Here is a 23,930-nt window from a genome sequence, read left to right as displayed (position 1 = left end):
GGCGCATGAGCACACCCGAGTTCATCCGCGAGATCCGGGCCGCCGGCGCCGGCCACCTGCTCCTCCTGCTGCCCGGGGTCACCGCCGTCGTCTTCGACGACGAGGGACGGGTGCTGCTCGGGCGGCGGGCCGACACCGGGCGCTGGTCGGTCGTCGGCGGGATCGCCGAGCCCGGGGAACAGCCCGCCGAGACGGCCGTGCGCGAGGTGTACGAGGAGACGGCGGTGCGGTGCGTCCCCGAGCGGGTCGTCCTGGTCCAGATGCTCGAACCGGTCACCTACGCCAACGGCGACGTCTGCCAGTACCAGGACATCACCTTCCGCTGCCGGGCCACCGGCGGCGAGGCCCGCGCGGCCGACGGGGAGCTGCTGGAGGTGGCCTGGTTCGCCCAGGACGCCCTGCCGCCGCTGGAACCCTTCGCCCTCAACCGGATCCGCCGCTCCCTCGGCGAGGAGCCGACCTGGTTCGAGCCCCTGCTGAACGTCTAGCGGGCCACCCCCGCCGCCTCGCAGTACAGGGCCATCGCCGCGTCGCCCACCACCGCGCTGTACGAGACCTCCGGGACATCGCCGCCGGCCAGGTACCCGCCGAGGACCCCGGCCAGCGCGCCGCCCGCCAGCCAGGGGCTGCCGCTGGTGCCGCCGCTCAGGTCGGGGCAGTCGATCCGGCGCTGGGTCGGCGAGAACAGGCTCGTCGCGTTGGAGCAGCGCAGCGGGGCGTCCAGGACGCTCGGGTAGCCCAGCACGGTCACCGTCACGTCGGCGGGCTGCGCGGCCGCCACCGGGAAGGCGCCGACCACGTCCTCCACGGCCCGGGTCTCCCCGGCGCCGGCGGGCACGACCTTCGCGAAGGCGATGTCGGCGTCGGGGTCCTTGCCGTCCGTCCAGCCCGGGGCCGCGTACACGCGGGTCAGCCGCCACAGCCCGTACGGGGCCGCGCCGTCCCGGTAGCCGGGGGCGAAGACGGTGGTGTCCGGGTGGTCCAGGCAGTGCGCGGCGGTGGCGATCAGGTCGTGGCCGAGGCTGCGCACCACCGACGCGGTGCAGAAGTGCCCGCCGTCGAGCCCGCCCGCGAACAGCGCCCCGACCCGCCCCGCCTCCGCGTCCGCCGGCGCCCCCTCGGTCACCCCGAGCGGGGACGCCGCCCCGGCCTGCGGCAGGTCCAGGCCGAGCAGGGCGCCCATGGCGGTCACCGCGAGCAGGATCCGTGACGCCCGCCGGGCACGGGCGCGGGGGCGGCCGGCGGCCTTGCGGGGGAGGATGCGTTGGATCATGCGACAGAGCCTCCCCGGGGAAACTGTGGCCCCGGCACGGAATTCCGTATGAATCAGCTGTGAATGCCTGGGCCCGGCCGGACCTGTCGGAAGCCATGAAAGGACCCCCCGGCCCGGGGCGGGGGTTCGGCGGAACGCACCGGTCTATGGACGCCGCGGAGGGTTTTCGCACCCGCTGTTGTGCACGGCGGTGCGTGAGCGCCGGGCCCGCCCGCCCCTAGCCTCGCCGCAAGAGCACGAACGAGGGGCGGTACCCGGTGAACTGGCTCATCCACGACTACCGCGAGGGCGATCTCGCGGCGGTGGTCCATCTGATCGACACGACGGCCGAACTCGGCCAGGAGTCGGTCTTCTCGCTCGCCGAGTGCATCAGCGCGCTGACCGACCGGCAGCCCTGCGTGGTCGCCGTCCACCAGGGCGTCCCCATCGGCGCGGCCCTGGCCTGCGTGACCGGCGAGCGGGCCTGGGTGATGCGCATCGCGATCGCCGCCGGATGGCGCGGGCGCGGCCTGGCCAGCGCCCTGCTGGTCGAGCTGGAGCGCCGTCTGATCGCCGCCCGCGTCGGACGGATCGCGTACGTGCTGCCCGAGGAGGACCTGCTCGGCGAGGGCCTCCTCAACGCCGGCTACACCCGCCAGCCCGCCGTCGCCTACTTCGAGAAGACCGAGCCGCTGCACGGGCCGGCGGCCGGACTCCTCGACGACCTCGGCGGCCGGTTCCTGCCGAACGACCTGTGGGCCAAGGTCGCCGGCATGGAGAAGGAGAAGGAGCTCATCGAACGCCGCGTGGTGCTCCCGCTGGCCGAACCCGAGCGGGCCGCCGCGCACGGGGTGCGCCCGCCGCGCGCCATCACCCTCTTCGGCCCGCCCGGCACCGGCAAGACCACCTTCGCCCGGGCCATCGCCTCCCGGCTGGGCTGGCCCTTCGTGGAACTGCTGCCCTCCCGGCTGGCCGACGGCGGGAACCTGGCCGCGGCCCTGCGCCACGCCTTCGCCCGGATCGCCGAGCTGGAACGGGTGCTGGTCTTCATCGACGAGGTCGAGGAGATCGCCCCCGTGCGCACCGAGCCCGCGCAGCCCGGCGGCGCCCACGGCGTGACCAACGAGCTGCTCAAGCTGATACCCGGCTTCCGGGAGGGCGACGAGCGGCTGCTGGTCTGCGCGACGAACTCCATCCGCTCGCTCGACCCGGCCTTCCTGCGGCCCGGCCGCTTCGACTACCTGATCCCGATCGGCACCCCGGACGCCGGGGCCCGCGCCGCGATCTGGTCCCGCTACACGGCCGGGCGCACCGACGTGGACGTGACGGCCCTGGTGGCGGCGACCGAGCTGTTCACGCCGGCCGACATCGAGCACGCGGCGCGGATCGCGGCGCAGGTCTCCTTCGAACGGGACCTGGAGGCCGTCGGGGCGCGCGGCGCGGCGGCCCAGCCCGGCGCGACCACGGCCGACTACCTGGCGGCGGCCGCCCAGTGCAGGCCGACGGTGACCCCCGCGATGACCGGGGAGTTCCAGGCCGACATCACCGCCCACGCGCGGTTCTGAGCCTCCCTCCCCCGGTTGCGGCGGGGGAGGGGAACGCGAAACGGCCCGCGGCCGCTCCCCAAAGCGGCCGCGGGCCTTCCGCGCGGACCCGGCATCCGAGCGGAAACGGCCGTGCTCCCCGAGGGTGTCGCCGGCGGGAACACGGCACGCAAGGGTGCCTGGGGCGTCCTGCACGCCCCGGTCGACACCTCCGAGTGAACCAGCGGTCCCGCCGCCCGCGCCTCGGCCGGACGGCCACACCTGCCCCGGCCGCAAGGAGGGGTCGCGGCGGACCCGTCGGCCGTACGGCCACCGTGGGGCACGGTCGGGCCATGGGCTCCGCGGTCTTCACGGCCCCGGGTCGGCCCCGACGGCGGCCGCGCCGTGAATCAGGCTCCCGCGCTAGCGCGGGCAGCTGTAGGTGAACTCCGTCGCCGCCGTCCGCCGGGTGGGGGAGAGCAGCTGGAGTTCCGCCCGCGCCGGGTAGGTGCCCGTGCCCCTGAAGGTCCACATCAGGTGGAGGGTCGCCTCCGTACGGCCGCTGGGCACCCGTTCCGTCAGCTCCTCCGACCGGGTGCCGTCGCTGCGGACCCAGCGGTACGTCAGGGTCCCGGGGCGCCCGTCGGTCCGTACGGAGGCCACCACGTCGGCCGCCGCGTCACAGCCCGGCCCCTGCGGCGCGGTGGTCACCGCCACCTCGCGCACCTGGACGGCCGGCCCGAACCGCTGCCAGCCCAGGTACGCGAGCACCCCGGCCAGCACCACGGCCGCGAGGGTGTACCTCCGCCAGCCGCCGCCCCGCCGCCGGGGCGGCGCGGGCGCCGGCGCGGGCCCCACGGGGAAGGGCGCGGGCAGGGCCGCCGTCACCCCCGGGCCGAAGCGCAGCACGGCGCCCTCGACCCGGTCGGGAGCGGCATCGGCCGGGGGCGGCGGGCCGCTGAACCAGTGGCTGCCGAGGACGGTGGCGCTGTAGTCCTCGTCCTGCGGGGCGTGCGGATCGCTCATCGGGGGGGCTCCAGGTCCGTGCAGCGCACCAGCGGCTGGGAGTCGGAGGCCGCGGCGCCGGCCGCGGCGGGCTTGGTGGTGACCCGGACGCCGGCGTAGCAGCCGCGACCGCGCGGGAAGGTGTGGGACCGGACGACGGTGGTGGGCGCGCCCGCCTGGACCACGACCGTGTCGGTGCCGTCGGGGACCGCGTAGACGCCCCGCGCGTCCCCCAGGAACCACTGCAGTACGACCGTCACCGGCCCACTGCCCCGGGTCGCCAGGGAGACGGTGGCGTCCGCCCGGTACACCCCGGGCTTGAGGGAGACGCCCAGCCCGGTCACCTGGAGCGTGGGCGAGGGCGTGGGGGTGGGCGTCGGCGTGGGCGACCAGCCGGTCGTCGGGGTCGGGCTCCAGGAGGGGCTGTTGCCGGTGGAGGGCCAGGCCGTGGGCGTGGGCGACCACGAGGCCGTCGGCGTCGGACCGCCCGAGGGCGACGGGGAGGCCGTGGGAGGAGCCGTCGGGGAGGCCGTGGGGGAGGGCCCGGGCGCCGACGGGCCGGCCGTCGGGGTGGAACCGGGCTCGGCCGGGCTCGTGGTGGCGAAGTCGCTCAGCGCCGAGGGCGACGGCGGGGTGCCGGCCGCGTCCGTCGTGAACACCAGCACCGCGCCCAGCACCAGGGCCAGCCCGGTCGCGAACCAGCCCCCGCGCCCCGGGGCCCAGCCCGAGCCGATGGAGGTGGTGGCCACCGCGGTGGTGCCCGCCGCCGCGCCGCCCGCCGACGGGAACAGCAGCGGCAGCAGCGCCGCCAGGGCGGCCAGCTTCCGCTGCCCGCGCTCCTCCCACTGCGGTCCGTACGCGGCCACCGCCACGGCCTCCAGCTCCGCGACGAAGGCCTCGGCGTTCTCCGGCCGCTGCTCCGGCCGCTTGGCCAGGCCCCGTCGGATCAGCGGGCGTACGGCTTCGGGGGCCTCGGTCTCCGGAACCGGCGCCTCGATGTGCTGGACGGCGAGTTCGGCGAAGTTCGCGCCGTCGTAGGGCTTGCGGCCGGTCAGGCACTCGAAGAAGGTCGCGGTGGCCGCGTACACGTCGGCCGTCGGCGAGGCCGGCTGCCCCTGCCACTGCTCGGGGGCCATGTAGGCGGGCGTACCCGCCACCCCGGGGGTGGTGCCGCGGTTCGCGGCGATCCCGAAGTCGACCAGCTTGGACGAGCCGTCCGCCGCCACCAGGACGTTCTCCGGCTTGTAGTCGCGGTGGACGACGCCCGCCCGGTGGGCGGCGGCCAGTCCGAGCAGGGAGCCCTTGAGGACCACCAGCGCGGCCTCGGCGTCCGTCCGCCCCGACTCCAGCAGCACGGAGCGCAGGGAGACCCCGTCGATGAGCTCCATGACGAGGGCGGCCCCGTCCGGCGCCTCGACGTACTCGTAGAACTGCGTCACGTACGGGGAGACCAGGCCGCCCAGCAGCCGGGCCTCTGCCCGGAACTCCCGTACGAAGGCCGGGTCCTCGCGCATCCGGTCGCTGAGGTACTTCACGGCGACCGCCGTGCCGGTGCCGTCGTGGACCGCGAGCACGACCCGGCCGCTGCCGCCCGAGCCGAGCTCGCGGACCTCGGTGTACCCGGGTACCGTCCAGCCGTTGCTCATCCCCGCCCCCCTCCGTGGCGTCACCGGCTCCACCCAGAGCCGGACCGGTCGGTTCCGACCGGCCACACGCATGGACACCATTGAGCCACGGCCGGTTCCCGACCTTCCGTCCCGTCCGGTCCTTGGACGGGCATACGGTCAACAGGGGCCGGGAAACGGCCGCGAAGCGGTCACGAACCGGCAGGAAACGGGCCGGTGGGGGTCAGGCCGCGGCCGACACCGCGCCGATCATGGCGTGCAGCCGGTCCGCCGCCGCCCGTCCGAAGGCGGGGTCGTTGATGTGGGTGTCGTAGTCGTAGAGCCGTGCGGCACTGCCCCGCAGGCCCTCGCGCAGCGCCGAGAACAGCGCCCCGTCCGCGGCCGGGTCGTGGTACGGGCCCCCCGGCGCGCCCAGTGTGGACAGCCCGCGCAAGGGTACGCAGACCGCCGTCGGCCCGGTCGCCGCCCGCAGCTTGGAGGCCACCCGCCGCCCGAGCTCCGCGCACTCGGACTCCGTCGTGCGGATCACCGTGATCGAGGGGCTGTGGACCCGCACCCGCCGGTACCGGGCCCGCTCCGGCAGGGTCTCCAGCGGCCCGAACTTCACCAGGTCCAGCGCCCCGAGGCTCACCACCTGGGGGATCCCGGCCCGCCCGGCCGCGCTGAGGCGGTCGGGGCCGGCGGTCAGGACGCCCTCGCACAGGTCGTCGGCGAGCTCGCTCAGGGTCAGGTCCAGCACGCCCGCGAAGATGCCCTGGCCGGCCAGCTTCTCCAGGGTGCGCCCGCCCGTACCGGTGGAGTGGAAGACCAGCACCTCGTAGCCGAGCTCGGTCAGCCGCTCCCGGGCGGCGTCCACGCCGGCCGTGGTCACCCCCGCCATGCTCGCGGCCACCAGCGGCCGCGCTCCCGAGCCGAGCCGCGCCGGGCGGCTGCGGTCCAGGGCGGAGCGGGCGAAGCCCTTGGCCATCCCGGCGACCGCCTCCGCCGCGTTGGCCAGCACCGGCGCGGAGACGCTGTTGATCCCGGCGATGTCCACCACGCTGTACATCATCGTGATGTCCGAGGAGCCCACGTACGGGGACACGTCCCCCGAGGCCATCGAGGAGACCATCACCTTCGGCACGCCGAGCGGCAGGGCCCGCATCGCCCGGGTGGCGACGGAGGTGCCCCCGCTGCCGCCGAGGGCGAGCACCCCGTGCAGCCGGCCCTCGGCGTGGAGTCTCAGCAGGGTCGCCTCCGCGCCCCTGGCCATCGTGGTCAGGGCCGGGCCCCGGTCGGCCGTGCGTAATCGCGAGAGTTCGGCTCCCGCGGCCCGCGCCACCTCTTCGCGCGGTATGTCCGCGGGGACCCCGGGTTCTCCCATGATCCCCGCGTCGACCAGTACCACCTCGACGCCGGCGCGCAGCAGCCTCTCGCGCAGCCAGCCGTACTCGACACCCTTGGTGTCCAGGGTTCCCACCAGCGCGACGTTCGTCATCTGTGCAATGTCCACGCAGGTGGCGTTTGCTGGCAAGTAAAGGTCAGGTCAATCCACCAGCAGCGCCAGGAGCCGCTCCAGGAACGGCACTTGAGAGGCGATCAGCTTGTTCCGGGCCAGCGGGGGACTGAACCAGGCCACCCGGTCCAGCTCGGGGAACTCGCTCTCGGTCCCGGAGTGCGGCGGCCACTCCATGGTGAAGGTCCCGGGCACCATCAGCGCGGGGTCCAGCTCGCCCTCCACCGCCCAGACGGTCACCAGCTTCCCGCTGCTCAGCCTGACCTCGCCCAGCGGCAGGTACTCGCCCTCCGGCGGCGGCAGGCCCAGCTCCTCGGTGAACTCCCGGCGGGCCGCGTCGCGCGGGGTCTCGTCCGGCCCGTACTCGCCCTTGGGGATCGCCCAGCCCCCGGCGTCCCGGCCCGCCCACAGGGGGCCGCCCATATGGCCGAGCAGCACCTCGATCCCGCCGTCCCCGCCGCCCCGGCCCCTGCGGAACAGCAGGAGGCCGGCGCTCTGCTTGTACCTCTTCGGCTGCGTCACGGTCCATACATGCCCCGCCCCGGCCCCGATCAGTGATCGGAACCGGGGCGGGGCACGGGGCGTCAGTGTGCGTGGGGGCCCTGGCGGTGGACCGGGCCGTGCGCGTCCGCGCAGTGCGGGTCGGCGGCGTCCGGCCCCTCACCCGCCCGGCCGACCGAGAGCAGCTCGTCCTGGGCGTGGTCCACCTGGAGGGTGGTGTGGGTGATGCCGTACTCCTTCGCCAGCAGCGCCTCCAGATCGCGCCGCACGGCGTGGCAGTCGCCCTCCTCCTCCACGAGCACGTGCGCCGACAGGGCCGCTTGCCCCGAGGTGATCGTCCAGATGTGCAGGTCGTGGACCTCCGTCACCGGCGGGTGCCCGACGAGCCGGTCGCCGACCGCGTCCGGGTCCAGGTGCGCCGGAGCGGCCTCCAGGAAGATCCGGCCGGACTCGCGGACCAGCCCGTACCCGGCCTTCACCATCAGGACCACCACCACCAGCGAGGCGATCGCGTCGGCCTGCACGAAACCGGTGGTGAGCACGATCAGACCGGCCACGGCCGTCCCGATGAAGGCGAACAGGTCGTTCAGGATGTGCTGGTAGGCGCCCTCCACCGCGAGCGAGGAGCGGTTCGCCCGGGAGATGCACCAGGCCGCGGCCACGTTCACGACGATCCCGGCCAGCGCCGTCACCAGCACCAGCCCGCCCTCCACCGCAGGCGGGTCGAGCAGCCGCCGCACGGCCTCGTACGCCAGCCAGACCGCCAGCAGCAGCAGGGTCAGGCCGTTGGCCTGGGCGGAGAGTATCTCCGCGCGCTTGAGCCCGAACGTGAACCCGCCGCGCGCCGGGCGCGCCGCCAGCCGCATCGCGATCAGCGCGAGGACGATGGAGACGGCGTCCGTCAGCATGTGCGCGGCGTCGGAGATCAGGGCCAGCGAGTGGGCCACCACGCCGACGACCACCTCGACGGCCATGAAGCCGCCGATCAGGGCGAGCGCGATCGCCAGCCAGCGGCGGTCGGCGTCCGGGTCCACGCCGTGGCTGTGCCCCGCGTGCCCGTGGCCGTGGGAGTGGCCGTGGGAGTGATCGTGATCGTGGTCGTGGCTGTCGCGCCCGGTCATGGCGTCCCCCGTCTGTTCGGTTCCGACGCGTGAAGTGAAGCGCACCCCGGCGCAGAGGGCAAAGGCTGCAACGGGGACCGTTGTCATTACCCATAAGACCCGCTTGACCTGCGCTTATGCCGGGACGGACGGATCGTGCGAAAATCTGGTCATGGTCCAGCGCCCCGGTGTGCCGACCGCGCCCGCACTCGTCCTGGAAACCGCCCGAGGCTCCACGGAAATGAGCCCCGGCAGGACCTACCACGTCGGACGCGACCCCCTCTGCGAGATCTGCCTCGACGACGCCCGCGTCTCCTGGCACCACGCCGTCCTGCGCCCCGACGGGGACCACTGGACGGTCGAGGACGAGAACAGCACCAACGGAACCTGGGCCCCCGACGGCCACCGCGTCCGCGCGGAGAGCGTCGGCCCGGGCACCGAGCTGCGCTTCGGCAACGCCGTCGACGGCCCCCGGGCCGTCCTCGTCGGCCGCACGCCGCCCCCCGCCCCCGCGGCCCGCCCCTCCTCCGTCACCAACCCGGCCATGACCGGCACCTTCCGCCGCCCCACCAGCGTCCGGCAGCTGCCCGCGCGGACCGCCCTGCGCATCGGCCGGGACCCCGCCAACGACCTGGTCATCGACAACCTCGTCGTCTCCCGCCGGCACGCCGAGCTGCGCGCCCTCGCCGACGGCACCTACGAGATCGTCGACCTCGGCAGCCACAACGGCACCTACCTCAACGGCGCCCCCGTCACCCGGTCCGTGATCGCCGAGGGCGACATCGTCGGCATCGGCCACTCGGCCTTCTGCCTCGTCGGCGACCAGCTCCAGGAGTACACCGACACCGGCGAGGTCTCCCTCGACGTCCAGGACCTCGCGGTCACCGTCGACCACGGCCGCAAGACCCTCATGGAGGGGGTCAGCTTCCCCGTGGGCGCCAAATGCCTGCTCGCCGTCGTGGGCCCCAGCGGCGCCGGCAAGTCCACCCTCCTCGGCGCCCTCACGGGCCTGCGCCCCGCCGACACCGGCAGCGTCCTCTACGACGGCCGCGACCTCTACCGCGACTACGCCGAGCTGCGCAGCCGCATCGGCCTCGTCCCCCAGGACGACATCCTGCACGCCCAGCTCACCGTCCGCCGCGCCCTCGTGTACGCCGCCGAACTGCGCTTCCCGCAGGACACCAGCCGGGCCGAACGCGAGGCCCGCGTCGACGAGGTGATCCGCGAACTCGGCCTCGTCCAGCGGGCCGACCAGCCCATCCACAGCCTCTCCGGCGGCCAGCGCAAGCGGGTCTCCGTCGCCCTCGAACTGCTCACCAAGCCCTCGCTGCTCTTCCTCGACGAACCCACCTCCGGCCTCGACCCCGGCATGGACCGCTCGGTGATGAACATGCTGCGCGGCCTCGCCGACGACGGCCGCACCGTCATCGTCGTCACCCACAGCGTGCTCAGCCTCGACGTCTGCGACCGGCTGCTGTTCCTGGCCCCCGGAGGGCGCGTCGCCTACTTCGGCCCGCCCCAGGAGGCCCTCGGCTTCTTCGGCTTCGCGGAGTGGCCCGAGGCCTTCGAGGTCTTCGAGAACGACCGGGAGCGCGACTGGGCGGGGGCCTTCCGGGGCTCGCCCGCCCACCGGCGCTACGTCGATCTCACCGCCCGCGGGCCCGGCCCCGCGGCGGAGGCCGCACGCAGGGCCGCCGCCGCCCCGCCGGCGCCGCCGCCCAAGGCGCAGAGCTGGAGCGCCCAGCTGTCCACCCTGGTCCGCCGGTACGCCGCCGTGCTCGGCGCCGACCGCACCTTCCTCGTCATCATGGTCGCGCTGCCGTTCATGATGGGCGTCATGGCCCGCGCACTCGCCGGGAGCACCCTCACCGCCGAGACCGTGCTCAACGCCCTGCTCATCCTCACCATCGGCGGGGTGCTCACCGGCGCCGCCAACGCGGTCCGCGAACTGGTCAAGGAACGCGTCATCTACCAGCGGGAACGCGCCGTCGGGCTGTCGCGCACCGCCTACCTGATGTCGAAGGTGGTGGTGCTCGGCACCATCACCATCGCCCAGGCCGTCGTGCTGACCCTGATCGCCCTCGCCGGAGTGAACCTCAACGCCCCGCAGGGCAAGGGCGTGCTGATGCCTCCGCTGCTGGAGATCACCATCGCCGTCGCCCTGCTGTCCTTCACCGCCATGATGCTCGGCCTGCTGATCTCCGCCCTGGTCCGCAAGGAGGAGGTCACCATGCCGCTTCTGGTCCTCCTGGCCATCATCCAGGTCGTCTTCTGCGGCAGTCTGCTGAAGCTCTACGGCGTCCCCTTCCTCGAACAGGTGGCGTGGCTGGCGCCCTCCCGGTGGGCGATGGGCGCGATGGGCGCCACCCTCCAGCTCGGCAGGATCATGCCGGGCAAGATCACCCAGGACCCGCTCTTCCACCACGAGGCCCGGGTCTGGCTGTTCTGCATCGCCGTGATGATCGTCCAGGCCGTGGTCTTCGGCCTGGTGGTGGCCCGGCTGCTGCGCATGCAGGAGCCGGCCGTCATGAGGAAGCAGCCGCGGCGATGACCTTCCCCGAACCGATCCCGGACTTCCACCCGACCCACGTCGTGCCGCAGGAGGGGCTGCCCGCCTGGGAGGCCCCCGACGTGACCCGGCCGACCGCGCCCCTGGACCCGTTCCTGCCCGTGCAGCTGCTCACCCGGCGCGGCGAGTGGACGGAGATCCTCTGCGCCAACGGCTGGTCCGCCTGGGTCGACGGACGGCTGCTGGTGGCGGTGCCGCAGCCGCCGCCCACGGCGGGCCGGCCCCTCGCGCGGACCGAGGACCCCGGGCCGCTGCTCGGCCGCGCCGCCGAGGCCCTGGAACGCTACCGGCGGGCCGTGCGCGACCAGGCCGGGGGCGGGGCCGCCGGCGAGGACTTCGGGCGGGCCGTACGGGGACTGCGGGTCGGGATCGTGATCGACGGGGAGTCCGCGTGGCTCTACGACGAGACCTCGCGCCGGTGGATGTACGCCGACGGGAGCCGCCTGGCGACCTACGCGGTGGTCTCGGGGCCGGGTGCCTCGTCCGCGGCGGAGCCGGAGCCGGAGCCGGAGGCGCCCCCGGCGCCGCCGCCGGCGGAGGCCGAGACCGCGGCGGGTTCCCCCGTACCGCCCGAGCCGGGGCACGAGCCGACCCGCGTCGTCGACGCGCCCGGGGACGGAGGGCGCTGATGGGGGCCGCCGACTCCCTGGGCGGCCGGCCCTCCGGGCTGCTGGGCAAGAAGATCGCCGGGTACCTCGTGGAGAGCGAGATCGGGCGCGGCGGGATGGCGGTCGTCTACCGGGCCCGCGACCTGCGGCTGGACCGGACGGTGGCGCTGAAGCTGCTGGCCCCCGAACTCGCCCGCAACGACACCTTCCGCAAGCGCTTCGCCCACGAGTCGAAGGCGGCGGCGGCCATCGACCACCCGCACATCGTGCCCGTCTTCGAGGCGGGGGAGACCGAAGGGCTCCTCTACATCGCCATGCGCTTCGTCGCCGGGCAGGACCTGCGGGCCCTGCTCGACCGGACGGGTCCGCTGCCGGTGGACACGGTCGCCCGGATCGCCGGCCAGGTCGCCTCCGCGCTCGACGCGGCCCACGACCACGACCTCGTCCACCGGGACGTCAAGCCCGGCAACATCCTCGTCGCGGACGGCACGGACAGCGAACACCCCGAGCACGTCTACCTGACGGACTTCGGGCTGACGAAGAAGTCGCTGTCGCTGACCGGGTTCACCAGCGTCGGGCAGTTCGTCGGGACCCTGGACTACGTGGCTCCGGAGCAGATCGCCGGGAAGCCGGTGGACGGCCGCTGCGACGTGTACAGCCTGGGGTGCGTGGTCCACGAGATGCTCACCGGCGGGCCGCCGTTCCAGCGCGACGACGACATGGCCCTGCTGTGGGCCCACCAGTTCGACCCGCCGCCCGCGCCGTCCTCCCGGCGGCCGTACCTGACGGCGGCGGTGGACGAGGTGCTGGCCCGGGCCCTGGCGAAGTCGCCGGAGGACCGCTGGGGGAGCTGCCTGGAGTTCACCGGGGCCCTGCGGCGGGCGGGAGCGGCACCGGCCGCCGCCCCGGTGGCCGGTGCCGTCTCCGGAGCCGTGGCGGACGACGGGGTCCTCGCGCGGGCCGCCGGACCGCCGCCCCCGCCTCCGCCGCCCCGGTGGGCGCTTCCGGTGTTCCGCGGCCGGGCCTGACCCGGCGCGGCCTGACCCACCGGCAGCGGGCCGGTGCCGGAGGGGTGGTTACGGGGTCCGGCGGGCGGGGGCGGGTTCGTCCACGCGGCCGGGGTGGTGCAGGGGGCGGGCCAGGAGGGCGCCGAGGAAGCCGGCCACCGCGCCCCAGAGCAGGCCGAGGCCGGTCGTGCGCCACAGCGAGGCGGTCAGCTCGACCGTGCCGCCGAGCCCGGAGTCGTCCCCGATGCCCAGCAGCGAGAGCCCGAACCGGGCCTGGATCCGGCACAGCAGACAGACCGCCAGGGTGGCCAGCGCGAGCGCCACCGCCAGGTGCAGGGCGTGCTGCCAGGGCCGCACCCCCGCCGGGGAGCGCACGGCGGCCAGCACGCCCGTGGCGAGCAGGGCGACGACGGCCACCGCGACCAGCCACCAGGCCCGGCCGTCGTGCTCGGCCAGCGAGGACACGTCGAGGGTGGACAGGTCGGGGCCGCGCAGCACCTGGTCCAGCAGCTGCGGCACCGGCAGGCCGAACGGGCCCTCGACGCGGCCCTGCCAGGCCCCTCCGAAGCCCAGGGTCAGGCCGATCCAGACGAGGTTGGGCAGGCCGAGGAGGAGCACGGCCAGGGTCCGCGCGGCGTGCCCCTGCGTGGCGGCCGCCACCAGGCCGACCACCAGGCCGAGGACCACGTACCCGACGAGCAGCACGGCGGTGGCGAAGGCGGCCGGACGCACCGCGGTGTGGAAGCGGAGCAGGCCGCCCGGCAGCGGCGCCCGGCGGGAGACGAGCAGGGCGATCAGCAACAGGCCCAGGATCCACAGCAGTCCGAACAGGAGGGTGGCGGGCAGGTCCGCCCGGAAGCCCACCGTCGGGCTGGAGTCGAGGAGGTTGCCCAGGTCCTCCAGCGGGGAGCCGTTGCCCAGCACGTGGAAGGTGTGGTCGGCGAGGAGCGCGAAGAGGGTGAGCAGGACCAGCCAGAGCAGCGCCGACCGCGCTCCCCGGGCGAGCAGTTCGCGGGGGCCGGCCACCGCGCGGTGCCGCAGCGGGCGCAGGAACAGGTACCCGGTGGCCAGCGCGCCGGCCAGGCTCACCGACAGCGGGAGCACCGACAGGCTCGCGTCGGCGCCGCCCAGCAGTCCGGCGTCGCCCGTGACGCCGATGTCGCCGCCGGCCGCCATCACGACGACGGCCGCGACCACATGGGGGAACGCCCCGCCCGGCAGATCGGCGGCCCCGGCGCAGGCGAGGCCGGCCGCGGCCACCACGGTCATCACCGCGAAGCCCGCCACGACGGCGGCGAGGGCGTCGCGCCACGCCTTCGGGGAAGTGCTGTTCACCCTGCAACCGTGGCATCCCCGGCTTGCGGCCACCACTCGGACCACGCACACAATGGGCGGCAGGAGTGTCAGAAATACGGACAACTCCGGTTTTTTTCATTCGGTGCTTGGGAGGAAGGGCCCGTGACCACTCAGCCGTCCGGTGGGCAGCCGCCGCCGTTCTCCTCGCAGCCGCCGGGGTCGTCGCAGCCGCCGGGGTCGGAGCGTCCCACCGGCCCCCCTTCCGGCCCCCTCTCGGGCGGGGACCGGGGGTCCACGCCCCCGCCGCCCGCGCCGCCCGGAGGATCCTCGGGCGGTGGCGGGGAGCCGCCCGGGCGGCCCTGGTGGCGGTCCGTGCCCCGGCTGGCCGCCGCGGCCGTGGCGGTGGCGGCCGTCGCCGCCCTGGCCGTGGTGCTGACCCGGCCCGGCGGGTCCTCCGGGCAGGCCGGGGGCGAGCTGTTCCTCCAGCCGGCCGCGGCCTCCGGGCCGGACCCCTTCACGGAGTCCACCGCCGCCCGGCAGGCCACCCCGCCGCCGCAGAGCGCGGCGCCCAGCACGGCCACGGCCACGGCCACCGCCACGGCGGGGGCGGCCACCCGCAGCGTCAGCGGCTCCGCGCCCGGCCTCTACGGCGGCACGAAGGACGTCGCCAGCTGCGACGTGGAGAAGCAGATCGCGGCGCTGTCGGCGGACCCCGCCAAGAACGCCGCCTTCGCCGGCGCCCTGGGCATCGAAGCGGGCGCCGTACCCGGGTACCTGCGCGGGCTCACCTCCCTGCAGCTGCGCCTCGACACCCGCGTCACCAACCACGGTTACAGCAACGGCGCCGCCTACCCCTTCCAGGCGGTGCTCCAGGCCGGCACGGCCGTGCTCGTGGACGACCGGGGGATGCCGAGGGTGCGCTGCGCCTGCGGCAACCCGCTGGGCCCGCCGGTGCCGCTGCAGGCCAACCCGAAGCGGTCCGGGGCGCCGTGGGGCGCCTACGAGCCGGCGAAGGTGGTGGCCGTGGCGCCGGCGGACGCCACCGTGAGCGGTTTCGTCATCTACGACCACCAGTACCACCGCTGGCTCGAACGCGGACGCGGCGCCAGCCCCAAGCCCGACAAGCCCGTCCCGCCCCCGCCGACGCCGACCCCGGTGCCCACGACCCCGCCCGCCTCGCCCTCGGCCCCCTCGCCGAAGCCGTCCCCGTCCGCCGCGACGCACACCGCGACCCCGGCCGGGACGGCGACCGCGACGGCCGGGCCCACGGGCCCGGCGACGGAGACCGCCACCGCGGCCCCCTCGGCGGCCACTCCGCAGGCGCCCTCCGAGACCGCCACGGAGCCCTACCCGCCGGAGGACACCGGCACCCCCGCCGCCCCGCCCACCACGGCCCCCGCCCCGCCGCCCACCACGGCCCCCGCCCCCGCCGCCACGACGGCCTACCCCCAGGAGAACCCCTACTAGCCCGTGGGCCCGGGCCCGCCCGGCACCGGCGTGGAGCCGGGCGGGTCCGCGCACACCGTCCCGGTCTCGTAGACGGTGCCGATGGCGTCCGGTTCGGGCAGCGCGGTCGGCGGCTCCGACGGGAGCGCGGAGGGCTCGGCCGGGATGGCGACCTCCACCGCCGCGCAGTAGGCGGTGTCCGGGCGGATGCCCGCGTCCAGCCTCTTGACGACGGTCTTCCCCACGCCGGGGATCTCGTCGGCCAGGATCACCCGCAGCGTCTCCCCGCCGCCCTGGGGCCGCAGGACGAGCACGTTGCTCTTGTCGTGGGGCTCGGTGTCGAGGAACGAGACCGTCACGTAAGGGGCGTTCAGCTTCAGGCTCACCAGTCTCGACATCGCCGACGAGGGCGTGGCCGGCCCCACGGCCAGTCCGCACGCCAGCACCGACCCGACCGAGGCCCGGTACGTCCAGCTCAGGTGCCTCATGGGTGATTCCCTTCGCAGGCAGAGGGGACGCTCCGATCGTCTGCCCCGGCGCCGGCCCCGGCAAATCGCCGGCCCGCCCGCCGGGCGGGGGAGCCGGGCGTGCTGCCGGGGGCGGGGAAGAGTGAGACCCTGGCTGCATGGACCAGCGGGGACCGACCCCGGCGGTCGACTGGCCCGCGCGGCCCGACCTGAGCCTCGCGCTCAACCGCATGGGCACCTTCGACTGGGACCTCGACAGCGGCCGCCTGCACCTGGACGCCACCGCCCTCGAGGTCCTCGACCTGCCCCCGGAACAGTTCGACGGAACCCCCGCGGGGCTGCGCACCCGGATCGTCCCCGGCGACGAGGCGCGCCTGGACCACCGCGTCCAGCAGGCCCTGCGCGACGGCCGCAGCCACTACGGCGCCTACTTCCGCACCTTCCGCCAGGCCGGCGGCACCTCCTGGACCCACCTCCAGGGCCATGTCGTGCGCGACCGGGCCGGCCGCCCGTACCGGATCATCGGGATCCTCCGCGACGCCGACCAGGACCCCGCCGAGCCCGGCGCGGCGGGGGAGCGCGACGAGGGCCGGCGCCGGATGACCGGGGTCGTCGAGCGGACCGCCGCGATCCTCGCCCACGCCCGCACCGTCAACGACGTCACCGACATCCTCAAAGACCCCGAGGGCCTCGGCCATCTCGGTGCCGTCAGCGTCATGCTGGGCATCGTCGACGGCGGCCGGATCCACCTGGTCGCGGAGGGGCAGCTCGGCGCGTACGTCCCCGAGATCGAGTACACCCGCATCGACGCGCAGCTGCCGATGAGCGAGGCGGTCCGTACCCTCCAGGCCGTCTACCTCTCCTCACGGGACGAGTTCCGGCGCCGCTACCCGCAGCTGTGGCCGTACATCGAGCCGCTGTCCGTGCGCAGCGGCGTCTACCTGCCCCTCATCGCCCAGGGCCGGCCCATCGGCGCGCTCGGGCTGCTCTACGCCCGCGACGGCGACTTCACCGCCGAGGAGCGCAACCTGCTGGTCGCGCTCGGCAGCGGCATCGCGCAGAGCCTGCAGCGGGCCATCCTCTTCGAGCAGGAGCACGACCTCGCCGAGGGCCTCCAGCGGGCCATGCTGCCGCGCCACATCCCGGAGGTGGCCGGCGCCCGGATCGCCGTACGGTACCGGGCGGCCCGGATCGGGCGGGACATCGGCGGCGACTGGTACGACGTCGTCCCGCTCGCCGGCGGCCGCGTCGGGGTGATGATCGGCGACGTCGAGGGCCACGACACGGACGCGGCGGCCGTCATGGGCCAGCTGCGCATCGTGCTGCGCGCGTACGTCATGGAGGGCCACACCCCCGGGACGGTCATGGCCCGGGCCTCCGCCTTCCTGCGCGACCTCGCCACCGAGCGCTTCGCCACCTGCACCTACGCCGAGGTGGACCTGAACACCGGGATGCTGCACCTGGTCCGGGCCGGCCACCTCGATCCGGTGGTCCGGCGCGGGGACGGCACCTGCCACCGCGTCCAGGTGGCGGGCGGGCTCCCGCTGGGACTGCCCCCGCGCGACCCGCCCGACGCCGGCTGCGGCTATCCCGTCACCAGCATGGAGCTGCACCCGGGGGACACCCTGCTGCTCTGCACCGACGGCCTGGTCGAACGGCCCGGCGGGGACGTCGAGACCGGCCTGCGGGAGTTCATGGAAGCGGCCTGCGAAGGCCCGGCCGACGTCGAGGAACTCGCCGACGTGCTGTGCGACCTCGTCGGGGACGCGGGCGGCGGGGACGACATGGCCCTCCTCGTCCTGCGCCGGCGCGGCACCCCCGCCCCGCCCGACGGCGGCCCGCTGCGCCAGCACCTGGCCCCGGGGGACCCGGACGGCCCCGCCCTGGCCCGGCACCTGATCCGTGCGGCGGCCGCCGCCTGGGGCGCCCGCGAACGGGCCGACGAGATCGAACTGGCCGCCGACGAGCTGATGACCAACGCCCTCGTGCACACCGACGGCGGCGGGCAGGTCGGCATGCGGCTGACCGCGCAGGGCCGGATCCGGATCGAGGTCGAGGACTCCAGCAGCGCCCTGCCGCACCGCCGCGAGGCGGACGACTGGGCGGTGTCGGGCCGGGGCCTGATGCTGGTGGACCGCCTCGCGGACGGCTGGGGCGTGGAGCCCCGGGGGAGCGGGAAGTGCGTCTGGTGCGAGTTCGCCGTCCCGGAGGCGGGCCCCCCGGCGGGGTGAGGTGCGCCGGACCGGGAGCCGGGCGGGCCCGGGGCCACGCGGTGCTGAGGAGCCGTCAGCGGCCGCACGGCGGTTCTGCGGGTGCGAACGGATGAACCTGCCGGTCCACGCGGTGCGGCTCGGAACCGATGGTCGTACAGTATGGCGATCCTGCCGGGGTGATGAGTTTCCGTCCGCTGCTGCCCGCCCTGCTGAGCGCCGCCCTCCTGGCCCCCGGTTCCGCGTACGCCGCGGCCGGCGGCACCGGCGAGGGCATCGAGACCGCCCGGACCGGCCGGCAGCTCGCCCCCGGGATCCGCCTGGAGTCGTACGACCGGCTGGAGGCCGACCGCTGGCTGCGGATCGACGAGCTGGTGGCCGACCTCGACCCGCGCGGCGGCGTACGGGCCGAGTACCTGGGCACCGGCGGCGCCGCCGGCCCGGTCACCCTCGCCGAGGCCGTCGCCCGCCACCGGGCCGGGCCCGGACGGCGCGTGGTCGCCGCCGTCAACGGCGACTTCTTCGACATCCGCTCCACCGGCGCCCCCCTCGGCCCCGGCATCGGCGCCGGCCGGCTCCTGCACTCCGCCTCGCCCGGGCCCGGCGGCGGCGCGGCCGTCGGCTTCGGCCCGGACGGAGCGGGCCGCCTGCTGCGCCTGGGCCTCGACGGGACGGTGACCCTGCCCGGCGGGAAGGTCCACCCCCTGGCCGGATACAACGCCGCCAAGCCGCCCGCGGAGGGCTTCGCCGCCTACACCGCCGACTGGGGCGGCAAGCGGCTCCCGGCCCTGGGGCCCGGGCCGGCCGTGGTGCTGCGCGACGGGCGGGTGGCCTCCACCGGTCCCGCCCCGGCGGCGCGGCCCGCCCCCGGCACCGTCCTGCTGACCGCCCGCGGCACCGCCCGGGCGGCCGCGCTCGCCGCGCTGCGCCCGGGGGACGCGGTGGAGGTCACCGCCCGGCCGCTGCCCGCGACCGGTCCGGCCCCCGTGACGGCGCTCGGCGGGCGCGGGACCCTGGTCGCCGCCGGAACCCCGGTCGGCCACGACGGCGAGGCCAACGACGCGGCCGCCCCGCGCACCGCCGTCGGGCTCTCACGGGACGGCCGGCGGCTGACCCTGGTCACCGTCGACGGCCGCCAGCGCGACAGCGGCGGGCTCACCCTCACCCGGCTCGGCGCGCTCATGCACCGGCTCGGCGCCTACGAGGCCCTCAACCTCGACGGCGGAGGCTCCTCCACCCTGCTCGCCACCCACCCCGGGGCGGGCGCCCCCACCCTGGAGAACTCCCCGTCCGACGGCCGGCCGCGCCCCGTGCCCAACGGCCTCGTCCTGACCGCCCCGGCGGGCCCCGGCACGCCCGCCGGGTTCCGGGTCGAGCCCGCGGGAGGCGCCACCCGGCTCTTCCCGGGACTGACCCGCACCCTCACCGCCACCGCCTACGACACCGCGCTCGCCCCGGCCGCCGCGACCCCGCGCTGGAGCGCCGACCGCGGCCGGATCGGCCCCGACGGCGTCTACCGCGCCGACCGCCCGGGCCAGGCCACGGTCCGGGCCTCGGCCGCGGGACGGACCGGCGGGGGCGGGTCGAGGGGCCGGGCCGGCGCGACCGCGCCGGGAGCGGAGGCGGGGATGGGCGCCTCCGGCGGCGGGGCGCCCGCGGGGACGGGCACGGGCGCGCCCGAGGGCGCCGTGCGGCTCGACGTGCTCGGGCCGCTCGCCGGGATCCGGGCCGTGCCCGCCCGGATCGGCCTCGAAGGGCGCGGGCGGAGCGCCGGGTTCAGCCTGCGCGGGTACGACGCCCAGGGCGCCGCCGCACCCGTCGAACCCCGGGACCTGACCCTGAGCTACGACCGCACCCGCTGGCGGGTCGCCGAGGACGGCCGGGGCGGCTTCACCGTCACGGCCCTCGCCGCCCAGGCCGCCGGGCGGCTGTCCGCCACCGTCAGGACCACCGGCGCCACCGCCGAACTCGCCCTCGGCGCAGGCTCGGCGGCCGCCCCCGTGACGGGCTTCGAGGACGCGGCCGCCTGGACCGGACCCGGCGCCGCCCCCGCCGAGGGACACCCGGGCCCGGGGCTGGCCCTGGAGGCGCGCGCCGGCGCGGCCGCGGTCCCGCCCCGCCCGCTCCCCGTACCGGAGTTGACCCGGGCCCTGTCCCTGTGGGTCGGCGGGGACGCCTCGGGGGCCCGGCCCGCCGTGGAGCTGGCCGGGGCCGACGGGGTGCCCGTGACCCTGCGCGGGCCCGCCGTCGACTGGACCGGCTGGCGGGAGGTCCGGCTGCCGGTCCCGGCCGCCGCCGAACAGCCCCTGCGCGTCACCCGCCTCTCGGCGGCCCCCGGCGCCCGCCCCGGCCGGCTGCTGCTGGACACCCTGACCGCGACGCTCCCGCCCACCGGACCCGCCGTCCCCGCCGCCGCCCGGCCCGACCCGGTGGTGGCGACCGCCGCCCAGGTCCGGGCGCGGCCCTGGCGGTTCGCCGCGGGCGGGGGACCGGCCGGGGACGGCGCCGAACTGGCGCTGACCGGCACGGAGAAGGCGCCCTTCCTGCACCGCGGGGTGCGCTTCGTCCCGCTCGACACCCGCCGCCGCACCCTCGACCGCGGCGCCGGCCTGGCCCGGATGCGGGCCCTGCGCCAGGCCCTGGACACCGCCGCCCGGGAGCCGGGCACGGCCGCGCTGGCCGTCGTCCTGCCCTACACGCCGGACACCCTGGACGCCAAGGAGTCCGCCCTGCTGGCACTGCGCCTCGCGGAGTTCCGCCGTACGACCGGGAAGAGGGCCGCGGTCCTCACCCTCGGCGCGCCCCGCTTCACCGCCGCACGGGACGAGGGCGTGCTGACCGTCGCGGCGCCCCGCGGCGGCCGGACCCTGTTCGGAGCCGACGCCTTCGCCGCGCCCGGCCGCGACTGGCTGTCCGTGGCACCGCCTACAGGCGCACGAGGGTGACCTCGGTGGCCTTCACGCTCGTCCAGACCGCGGCGCCGTCGGCCACCCCCAGTTCGGCGGCCGCCTCCGGGGTGATCTCCGCGACCAGGTCGGGGGCCTCGGCCGAGCCGACGAGCACCCGCAGCCGGCTGCCGACCGCGGTGACCTCCCGCACGGTGCCGGGCCAGACGTTGCGGGGGCTGCCTCCGGGCCGCTCCCGGTGCACCGACACGGCCTCCGGGGCGATGATCGCGAGGGCCCGGTCCCCCTCCGGGAGCGCCTCGGCCACCACCAGCCGCCCGCCGCCCGCCAGCGCGAGCCCCTCGGCGGAGGCCGTGCCCGGCCAGGCGTTGCGGCCCAGCATCCGGGCCACCCACGGCGACCGCGGATGCCGGGTGACCTCGGAGGGCGGCGCGTCCTGGAGGGTCCGGCCGTCGGCCAGGACGAGGACCCGGTCGGCCAGCGACACCGCCTCGACGGGGTCGTGCGTGACGATCAGGCACACCCCGCCGAAGCCCGCGAGGTGGCTGCGCAGGGTGTGCCGCACGTGCGCCCGGGTGGTCTGGTCGAGGGCGGCGAGGGGTTCGTCGAGCAGCAGCAGCCGGGGACGGGCGGCCAGCGCCCGGGCCAGGGCCACGCGCTGCGCCTGCCCGCCGGACAGCTGACCGGGCCGCCGCTGGGCGAGGTGCCCGACGCCGAGCCGGTCCAGCCAGGCCTGCGCCTCCCGGCGGGCCTCGGCGCGCGGCACCCGGCGGGCGCGCAGTCCGTACGCGGTGTTGGCGAGGGCGCTCAGGTGCGGGAACAGCGCCCCGTCCTGCGGGACCCAGGCCACCTGGCGGCGGTGCGGGGGCAGGGCGGTGACGTCGGTGTCGCCGAGCCGCAGCGCGGCGTGGGCGCGGGGGGTCAGGCCGAGCAGGGCGCGCAGGAGCGTGGTCTTGCCCGCGCCGTTCTCGCCCACCACGGCGATGGTGGTGCCCGGACCGGCGTCGAGGGTCAGCCGGTTGAAGCCGGTGACCTCGGCGTGCAGGGGCCAGCGGCCGTCGTCGGGGGCGGCCGGCCCGGCGTCGTCCCGCGGGCCGCCGTCCCGTTCGGCGGGGGGCTCCTCGGCCGCCGCGGGAAGGCTCCGGGGCGCCGTGCGGACGGCCGGGGTGCCGGTCCAGCGGCCGCGCAGGGCGATGAGGACGCCCATGGCGATGGCGAGCAGCAGCAGCGACACCGAGGTGGCCGCCTCGGGGCGGTCCTGGAGCAGCAGGTAGACCTGGAGCGGCAGGGTCTGGGTGGTGCCGGGCAGGTTACCGGCGAAGGTGATGGTCGCCCCGAACTCGCCCAGCGCCCGCGCCCAGGTCAGGGCCGCGCCCGCGATCAGGCCGGGGGCCACCATGGGCAGGGTCACCGTGAAGAACACCCGGACCGGCGGGGCGCCGAGGGAGGCGGCGGTCTCCTCGTAGCTCTGCTTGAGTCCGCCGAGGGCCCCCTCCAGGCTGATCACCAGGAAGGGCATGGCGACGAACGTGGCCGCGACGACGGCGCCCGAGGTGTGGAAGGGCAGCGTGATGCCGAAGGTCTCCTCCAGCCAGGGCCCGAGCAGCCCGCGCCGCCCGAAGCCCAGCAGCAGCGCGACACCGCCGACGGTCGGCGGCAGCACCATCGGCAGCAGCACCAGCGAGCGGACGAAGGCCTTGCCCCTGAACTCGACCCGGGCCAGCAGCCAGGCGAGCGGCACCCCGAGCAGCAGGGACAGGCCCAGCGCCCAGGCGGAGACCAGCAGCGACAGCCGCAGGGCCTCGACCACACCGGGGCTGGTGAGGTGTTCGGCGAGGTCGCCCCACTGGGTGCGGGTCAGGATGCCGATCAGCGGCAGCAGCAGGAACGCGACGGCCAGCAGCGCGGGGAGCGCCAGCGTCACGGGGGGCCGGGTACGGGTGCGGAGTCTGCTCATGGGGTTCCTGCTCGGGAGCTGCTGCGGCGGGCGGGAGGGGGGCGTAGGGAGCCTACGGCGGCGGGGTGCCGGCGTTCGGGGGCATGCCGAAGGGGGCTGCCCGTCCCCCCGGACCGGGCAGCCCCCCGGGGGCCGTGGTGCTACGGCTTCTGGAAACCGGCGTCCTGGAGGATCTTCTGCGCCTCCGGGGTGCTCAGCCAGGCCACGAACGCGGCCGCGGCCTCGGAGTTCTTGGACTGCTTGAGCGTGGCGGCCGGGTAGGAGGCGACCGCGTTCTGGTCGTCCGGGATGTCGACGGTGACGACCTTGTCGCCGGACTTGGCCGAGTCCGTCTTGTAGACGAGGCCGGCGTCGGCCTCGCCCAGCTCGACCTTGCTCAGGACGGCGCGGACGTTGGGCTCCTGGGAGACCGGCTTCACCTCGATCTTCTGGGCGTCGAGGATCTGCTTGCTGTAGCGGCCGACCGGGACCTCGGGCGCCGCGAGAACGACCTTGATCTTGGAGTCGGCGAGGTCCTTGAGCTCGTCGATCTTGAACGGGTTGTCCTTGCCGGCGGCGATGACCAGGCGGTTCTTCGCGATGATCGTCGGGTCGTTGGTCTCGCCCCTGAGGCCGTCCATCGTCTTGGTGTCGGCGGTGACCAGCGCGTCGGCGGGGGAGCCCTGCTTGACCTGGGCGGCGAGCTCCTGCGAGCCGGCGAAGGAGAACTTCACCTTGGTGCCCGGGTGGGACTTCTCGTAGGCCTCGCCGGCCGTCTTGAAGACGTCGGTGAGGGAGGACGCGGCGAGCACGGTGAGCTCGGCGGCCTTCGTACCGGCGGAGGCGGGGGCCGAGGCGGACGGGCCGCCGGCGGCGTCGGCCTTCTTGTCGTCGTTGCCGCCGCAGGCGGACAGCGGGACGAGCAGGGCGGCGGTCAGTGCGGCGGCGGCCGCGCGGCGGCCGTTCAGGATCGCGTGCACGGGA

18 protein-coding genes are annotated in these 23,930 nt (G+C 76.1%); 8 read left to right on the top strand and 10 right to left on the bottom strand.

The window, feature by feature from the left end; genetic code table 11:
- Window positions 1-5: 5 nt before the first annotated feature.
- Window positions 6-488 carry an NUDIX domain-containing protein gene (locus AB0469_RS34715; RefSeq protein WP_366455488.1) on the top strand — a complete coding sequence of 161 codons (483 nt, stop codon included), beginning with the start codon at window positions 6-8 and terminating at the stop codon, window positions 486-488.
- Here the strand turns inward: AB0469_RS34715 and AB0469_RS34710 are convergent.
- The gene (locus tag AB0469_RS34710; protein WP_366455487.1) at window positions 485-1,273 is read right to left on the bottom strand and encodes a trypsin-like serine protease; all 789 of its coding nucleotides are present in this window, start codon (window positions 1,271-1,273) and stop codon (window positions 485-487) included. The genes AB0469_RS34715 and AB0469_RS34710 overlap by 4 nt on opposite strands.
- Before the next feature lie 257 nt (window positions 1,274-1,530).
- Here AB0469_RS34710 and AB0469_RS34705 point away from each other — a divergent pair, with 257 nt between their 5' ends.
- Entirely contained in the window at window positions 1,531-2,817 is a 1,287-nt protein-coding gene (locus AB0469_RS34705; protein WP_366455486.1) for a bifunctional GNAT family N-acetyltransferase/ATP-binding protein, read from the top strand.
- A gap of 381 nt (window positions 2,818-3,198) precedes the next feature.
- Here the strand turns inward: AB0469_RS34705 and AB0469_RS34700 are convergent, their stop codons facing one another.
- The 5 genes from AB0469_RS34700 to AB0469_RS34680 all read right to left on the bottom strand — a co-directional run bounded on the left by AB0469_RS34700 (window position 3,199) and on the right by AB0469_RS34680 (window position 8,522).
- Complete coding sequence (locus AB0469_RS34700) at window positions 3,199-3,801, bottom strand: hypothetical protein (RefSeq protein ID WP_366455485.1); 603 nt, start codon at window positions 3,799-3,801, stop codon at window positions 3,199-3,201.
- Complete coding sequence (locus AB0469_RS34695; protein ID WP_366455484.1) at window positions 3,798-5,426, bottom strand: protein kinase; 1,629 nt, start codon at window positions 5,424-5,426, stop codon at window positions 3,798-3,800. Before AB0469_RS34695 ends, AB0469_RS34700 begins: the two co-directional genes overlap by 4 nt.
- 202 nt (window positions 5,427-5,628) lie before the next feature.
- Window positions 5,629-6,882 (bottom strand): Tm-1-like ATP-binding domain-containing protein, encoded by a 1,254-nt coding sequence (locus AB0469_RS34690; RefSeq protein ID WP_366455483.1) that lies wholly within the window; start codon window positions 6,880-6,882, stop codon window positions 5,629-5,631.
- Between the two features lie 48 nt (window positions 6,883-6,930).
- The gene (locus AB0469_RS34685; protein ID WP_366455482.1) at window positions 6,931-7,422 is read right to left on the bottom strand and encodes an NUDIX domain-containing protein; all 492 of its coding nucleotides are present in this window, start codon (window positions 7,420-7,422) and stop codon (window positions 6,931-6,933) included.
- Between the two features lie 62 nt (window positions 7,423-7,484).
- The gene (locus AB0469_RS34680; protein ID WP_366455480.1) at window positions 7,485-8,522 is read right to left on the bottom strand and encodes a cation diffusion facilitator family transporter; all 1,038 of its coding nucleotides are present in this window, start codon (window positions 8,520-8,522) and stop codon (window positions 7,485-7,487) included.
- A 151-nt stretch (window positions 8,523-8,673) separates the two neighbouring features.
- Between AB0469_RS34680 and AB0469_RS34675 the strand changes: the two genes are divergently transcribed.
- From AB0469_RS34675 to AB0469_RS34665, 3 genes are read left to right on the top strand one after another with little or no spacing between them, the layout of a single operon-like run.
- Complete coding sequence (locus tag AB0469_RS34675; protein WP_366455479.1) at window positions 8,674-11,052, top strand: FHA domain-containing protein; 2,379 nt, start codon at window positions 8,674-8,676, stop codon at window positions 11,050-11,052.
- Window positions 11,049-11,699, top strand: coding sequence for a hypothetical protein (locus AB0469_RS34670; RefSeq protein WP_366455478.1), 651 nt, complete (start codon window positions 11,049-11,051; stop codon window positions 11,697-11,699). Before AB0469_RS34675 ends, AB0469_RS34670 begins: the two co-directional genes overlap by 4 nt.
- On the top strand, window positions 11,699-12,706 hold the full coding sequence (locus AB0469_RS34665; protein WP_366455476.1) for a serine/threonine-protein kinase: 1,008 nt from the start codon (window positions 11,699-11,701) through the stop codon (window positions 12,704-12,706). Before AB0469_RS34670 ends, AB0469_RS34665 begins: the two co-directional genes overlap by 1 nt.
- 48 nt (window positions 12,707-12,754) lie before the next feature.
- Here AB0469_RS34665 and AB0469_RS34660 read toward each other — a convergent pair whose 3' ends face one another.
- Window positions 12,755-14,020, bottom strand: a complete 1,266-nt coding sequence (locus AB0469_RS34660) for a streptophobe family protein (protein WP_366455475.1) — start codon at window positions 14,018-14,020, stop codon at window positions 12,755-12,757.
- A gap of 333 nt (window positions 14,021-14,353) precedes the next feature.
- Here AB0469_RS34660 and AB0469_RS34655 point away from each other — a divergent pair, with 333 nt between their 5' ends.
- Complete coding sequence (locus AB0469_RS34655; RefSeq protein WP_366455474.1) at window positions 14,354-15,448, top strand: DUF6777 domain-containing protein; 1,095 nt, start codon at window positions 14,354-14,356, stop codon at window positions 15,446-15,448.
- Here AB0469_RS34655 and AB0469_RS34650 read toward each other — a convergent pair.
- Window positions 15,445-15,915 (bottom strand): hypothetical protein, encoded by a 471-nt coding sequence (locus AB0469_RS34650; protein WP_366455473.1) that lies wholly within the window; start codon window positions 15,913-15,915, stop codon window positions 15,445-15,447. The genes AB0469_RS34655 and AB0469_RS34650 overlap by 4 nt on opposite strands.
- A 137-nt stretch (window positions 15,916-16,052) precedes the next feature.
- Here AB0469_RS34650 and AB0469_RS34645 point away from each other — a divergent pair, with 137 nt between their 5' ends.
- Window positions 16,053-18,125 carry a SpoIIE family protein phosphatase gene (locus AB0469_RS34645; RefSeq protein WP_366455472.1) on the top strand — a complete coding sequence of 691 codons (2,073 nt, stop codon included), beginning with the start codon at window positions 16,053-16,055 and terminating at the stop codon, window positions 18,123-18,125.
- 161 nt (window positions 18,126-18,286) lie between these two features.
- Window positions 18,287-21,049 (top strand): phosphodiester glycosidase family protein, encoded by a 2,763-nt coding sequence (locus tag AB0469_RS34640; RefSeq protein WP_366455471.1) that lies wholly within the window; start codon window positions 18,287-18,289, stop codon window positions 21,047-21,049.
- Here AB0469_RS34640 and AB0469_RS34635 read toward each other — a convergent pair.
- Together AB0469_RS34635 and modA are read right to left on the bottom strand one after the other, a co-directional pair.
- Window positions 21,030-22,967, bottom strand: a complete 1,938-nt coding sequence (locus AB0469_RS34635) for an ABC transporter permease (RefSeq protein WP_366455470.1) — start codon at window positions 22,965-22,967, stop codon at window positions 21,030-21,032. The two genes, AB0469_RS34640 and AB0469_RS34635, sit on opposite strands and share 20 nt — an antisense overlap.
- Window positions 22,968-23,107: 140 nt before the next feature.
- Window positions 23,108-23,926, bottom strand: coding sequence for a molybdate ABC transporter substrate-binding protein (gene modA / locus AB0469_RS34630; RefSeq protein ID WP_366455469.1), 819 nt, complete (start codon window positions 23,924-23,926; stop codon window positions 23,108-23,110).
- Window positions 23,927-23,930 lie beyond the last annotated feature (4 nt).

It is taken from the genome of Streptomyces sp. NPDC093801, assembly GCF_040701585.1.
Taxonomy (GTDB): domain Bacteria; phylum Actinomycetota; class Actinomycetes; order Streptomycetales; family Streptomycetaceae; genus Streptomyces.
This window is presented reverse-complemented; position numbering and strand designations above follow the sequence as displayed.

Coding starts and splice junctions, on each gene's coding strand:
- AB0469_RS34715 (WP_366455488.1), top strand. CDS start 6: ATGAGCACACCCGAGTTCATCCGCGAGATCCGGGCCGCCGGCGCCGGC.
- AB0469_RS34710 (WP_366455487.1), bottom strand. CDS start 1,273: ATGATCCAACGCATCCTCCCCCGCAAGGCCGCCGGCCGCCCCCGCGCC.
- AB0469_RS34700 (WP_366455485.1), bottom strand. CDS start 3,801: ATGAGCGATCCGCACGCCCCGCAGGACGAGGACTACAGCGCCACCGTC.
- AB0469_RS34695 (WP_366455484.1), bottom strand. CDS start 5,426: ATGAGCAACGGCTGGACGGTACCCGGGTACACCGAGGTCCGCGAGCTC.
- AB0469_RS34690 (WP_366455483.1), bottom strand. CDS start 6,882: ATGACGAACGTCGCGCTGGTGGGAACCCTGGACACCAAGGGTGTCGAG.
- AB0469_RS34680 (WP_366455480.1), bottom strand. CDS start 8,522: ATGACCGGGCGCGACAGCCACGACCACGATCACGATCACTCCCACGGC.
- AB0469_RS34675 (WP_366455479.1), top strand. CDS start 8,674: ATGGTCCAGCGCCCCGGTGTGCCGACCGCGCCCGCACTCGTCCTGGAA.
- AB0469_RS34670 (WP_366455478.1), top strand. CDS start 11,049: ATGACCTTCCCCGAACCGATCCCGGACTTCCACCCGACCCACGTCGTG.
- AB0469_RS34665 (WP_366455476.1), top strand. CDS start 11,699: ATGGGGGCCGCCGACTCCCTGGGCGGCCGGCCCTCCGGGCTGCTGGGC.
- AB0469_RS34650 (WP_366455473.1), bottom strand. CDS start 15,915: ATGAGGCACCTGAGCTGGACGTACCGGGCCTCGGTCGGGTCGGTGCTG.
- AB0469_RS34645 (WP_366455472.1), top strand. CDS start 16,053: ATGGACCAGCGGGGACCGACCCCGGCGGTCGACTGGCCCGCGCGGCCC.
- AB0469_RS34640 (WP_366455471.1), top strand. CDS start 18,287: ATGAGTTTCCGTCCGCTGCTGCCCGCCCTGCTGAGCGCCGCCCTCCTG.
- AB0469_RS34635 (WP_366455470.1), bottom strand. CDS start 22,967: ATGAGCAGACTCCGCACCCGTACCCGGCCCCCCGTGACGCTGGCGCTC.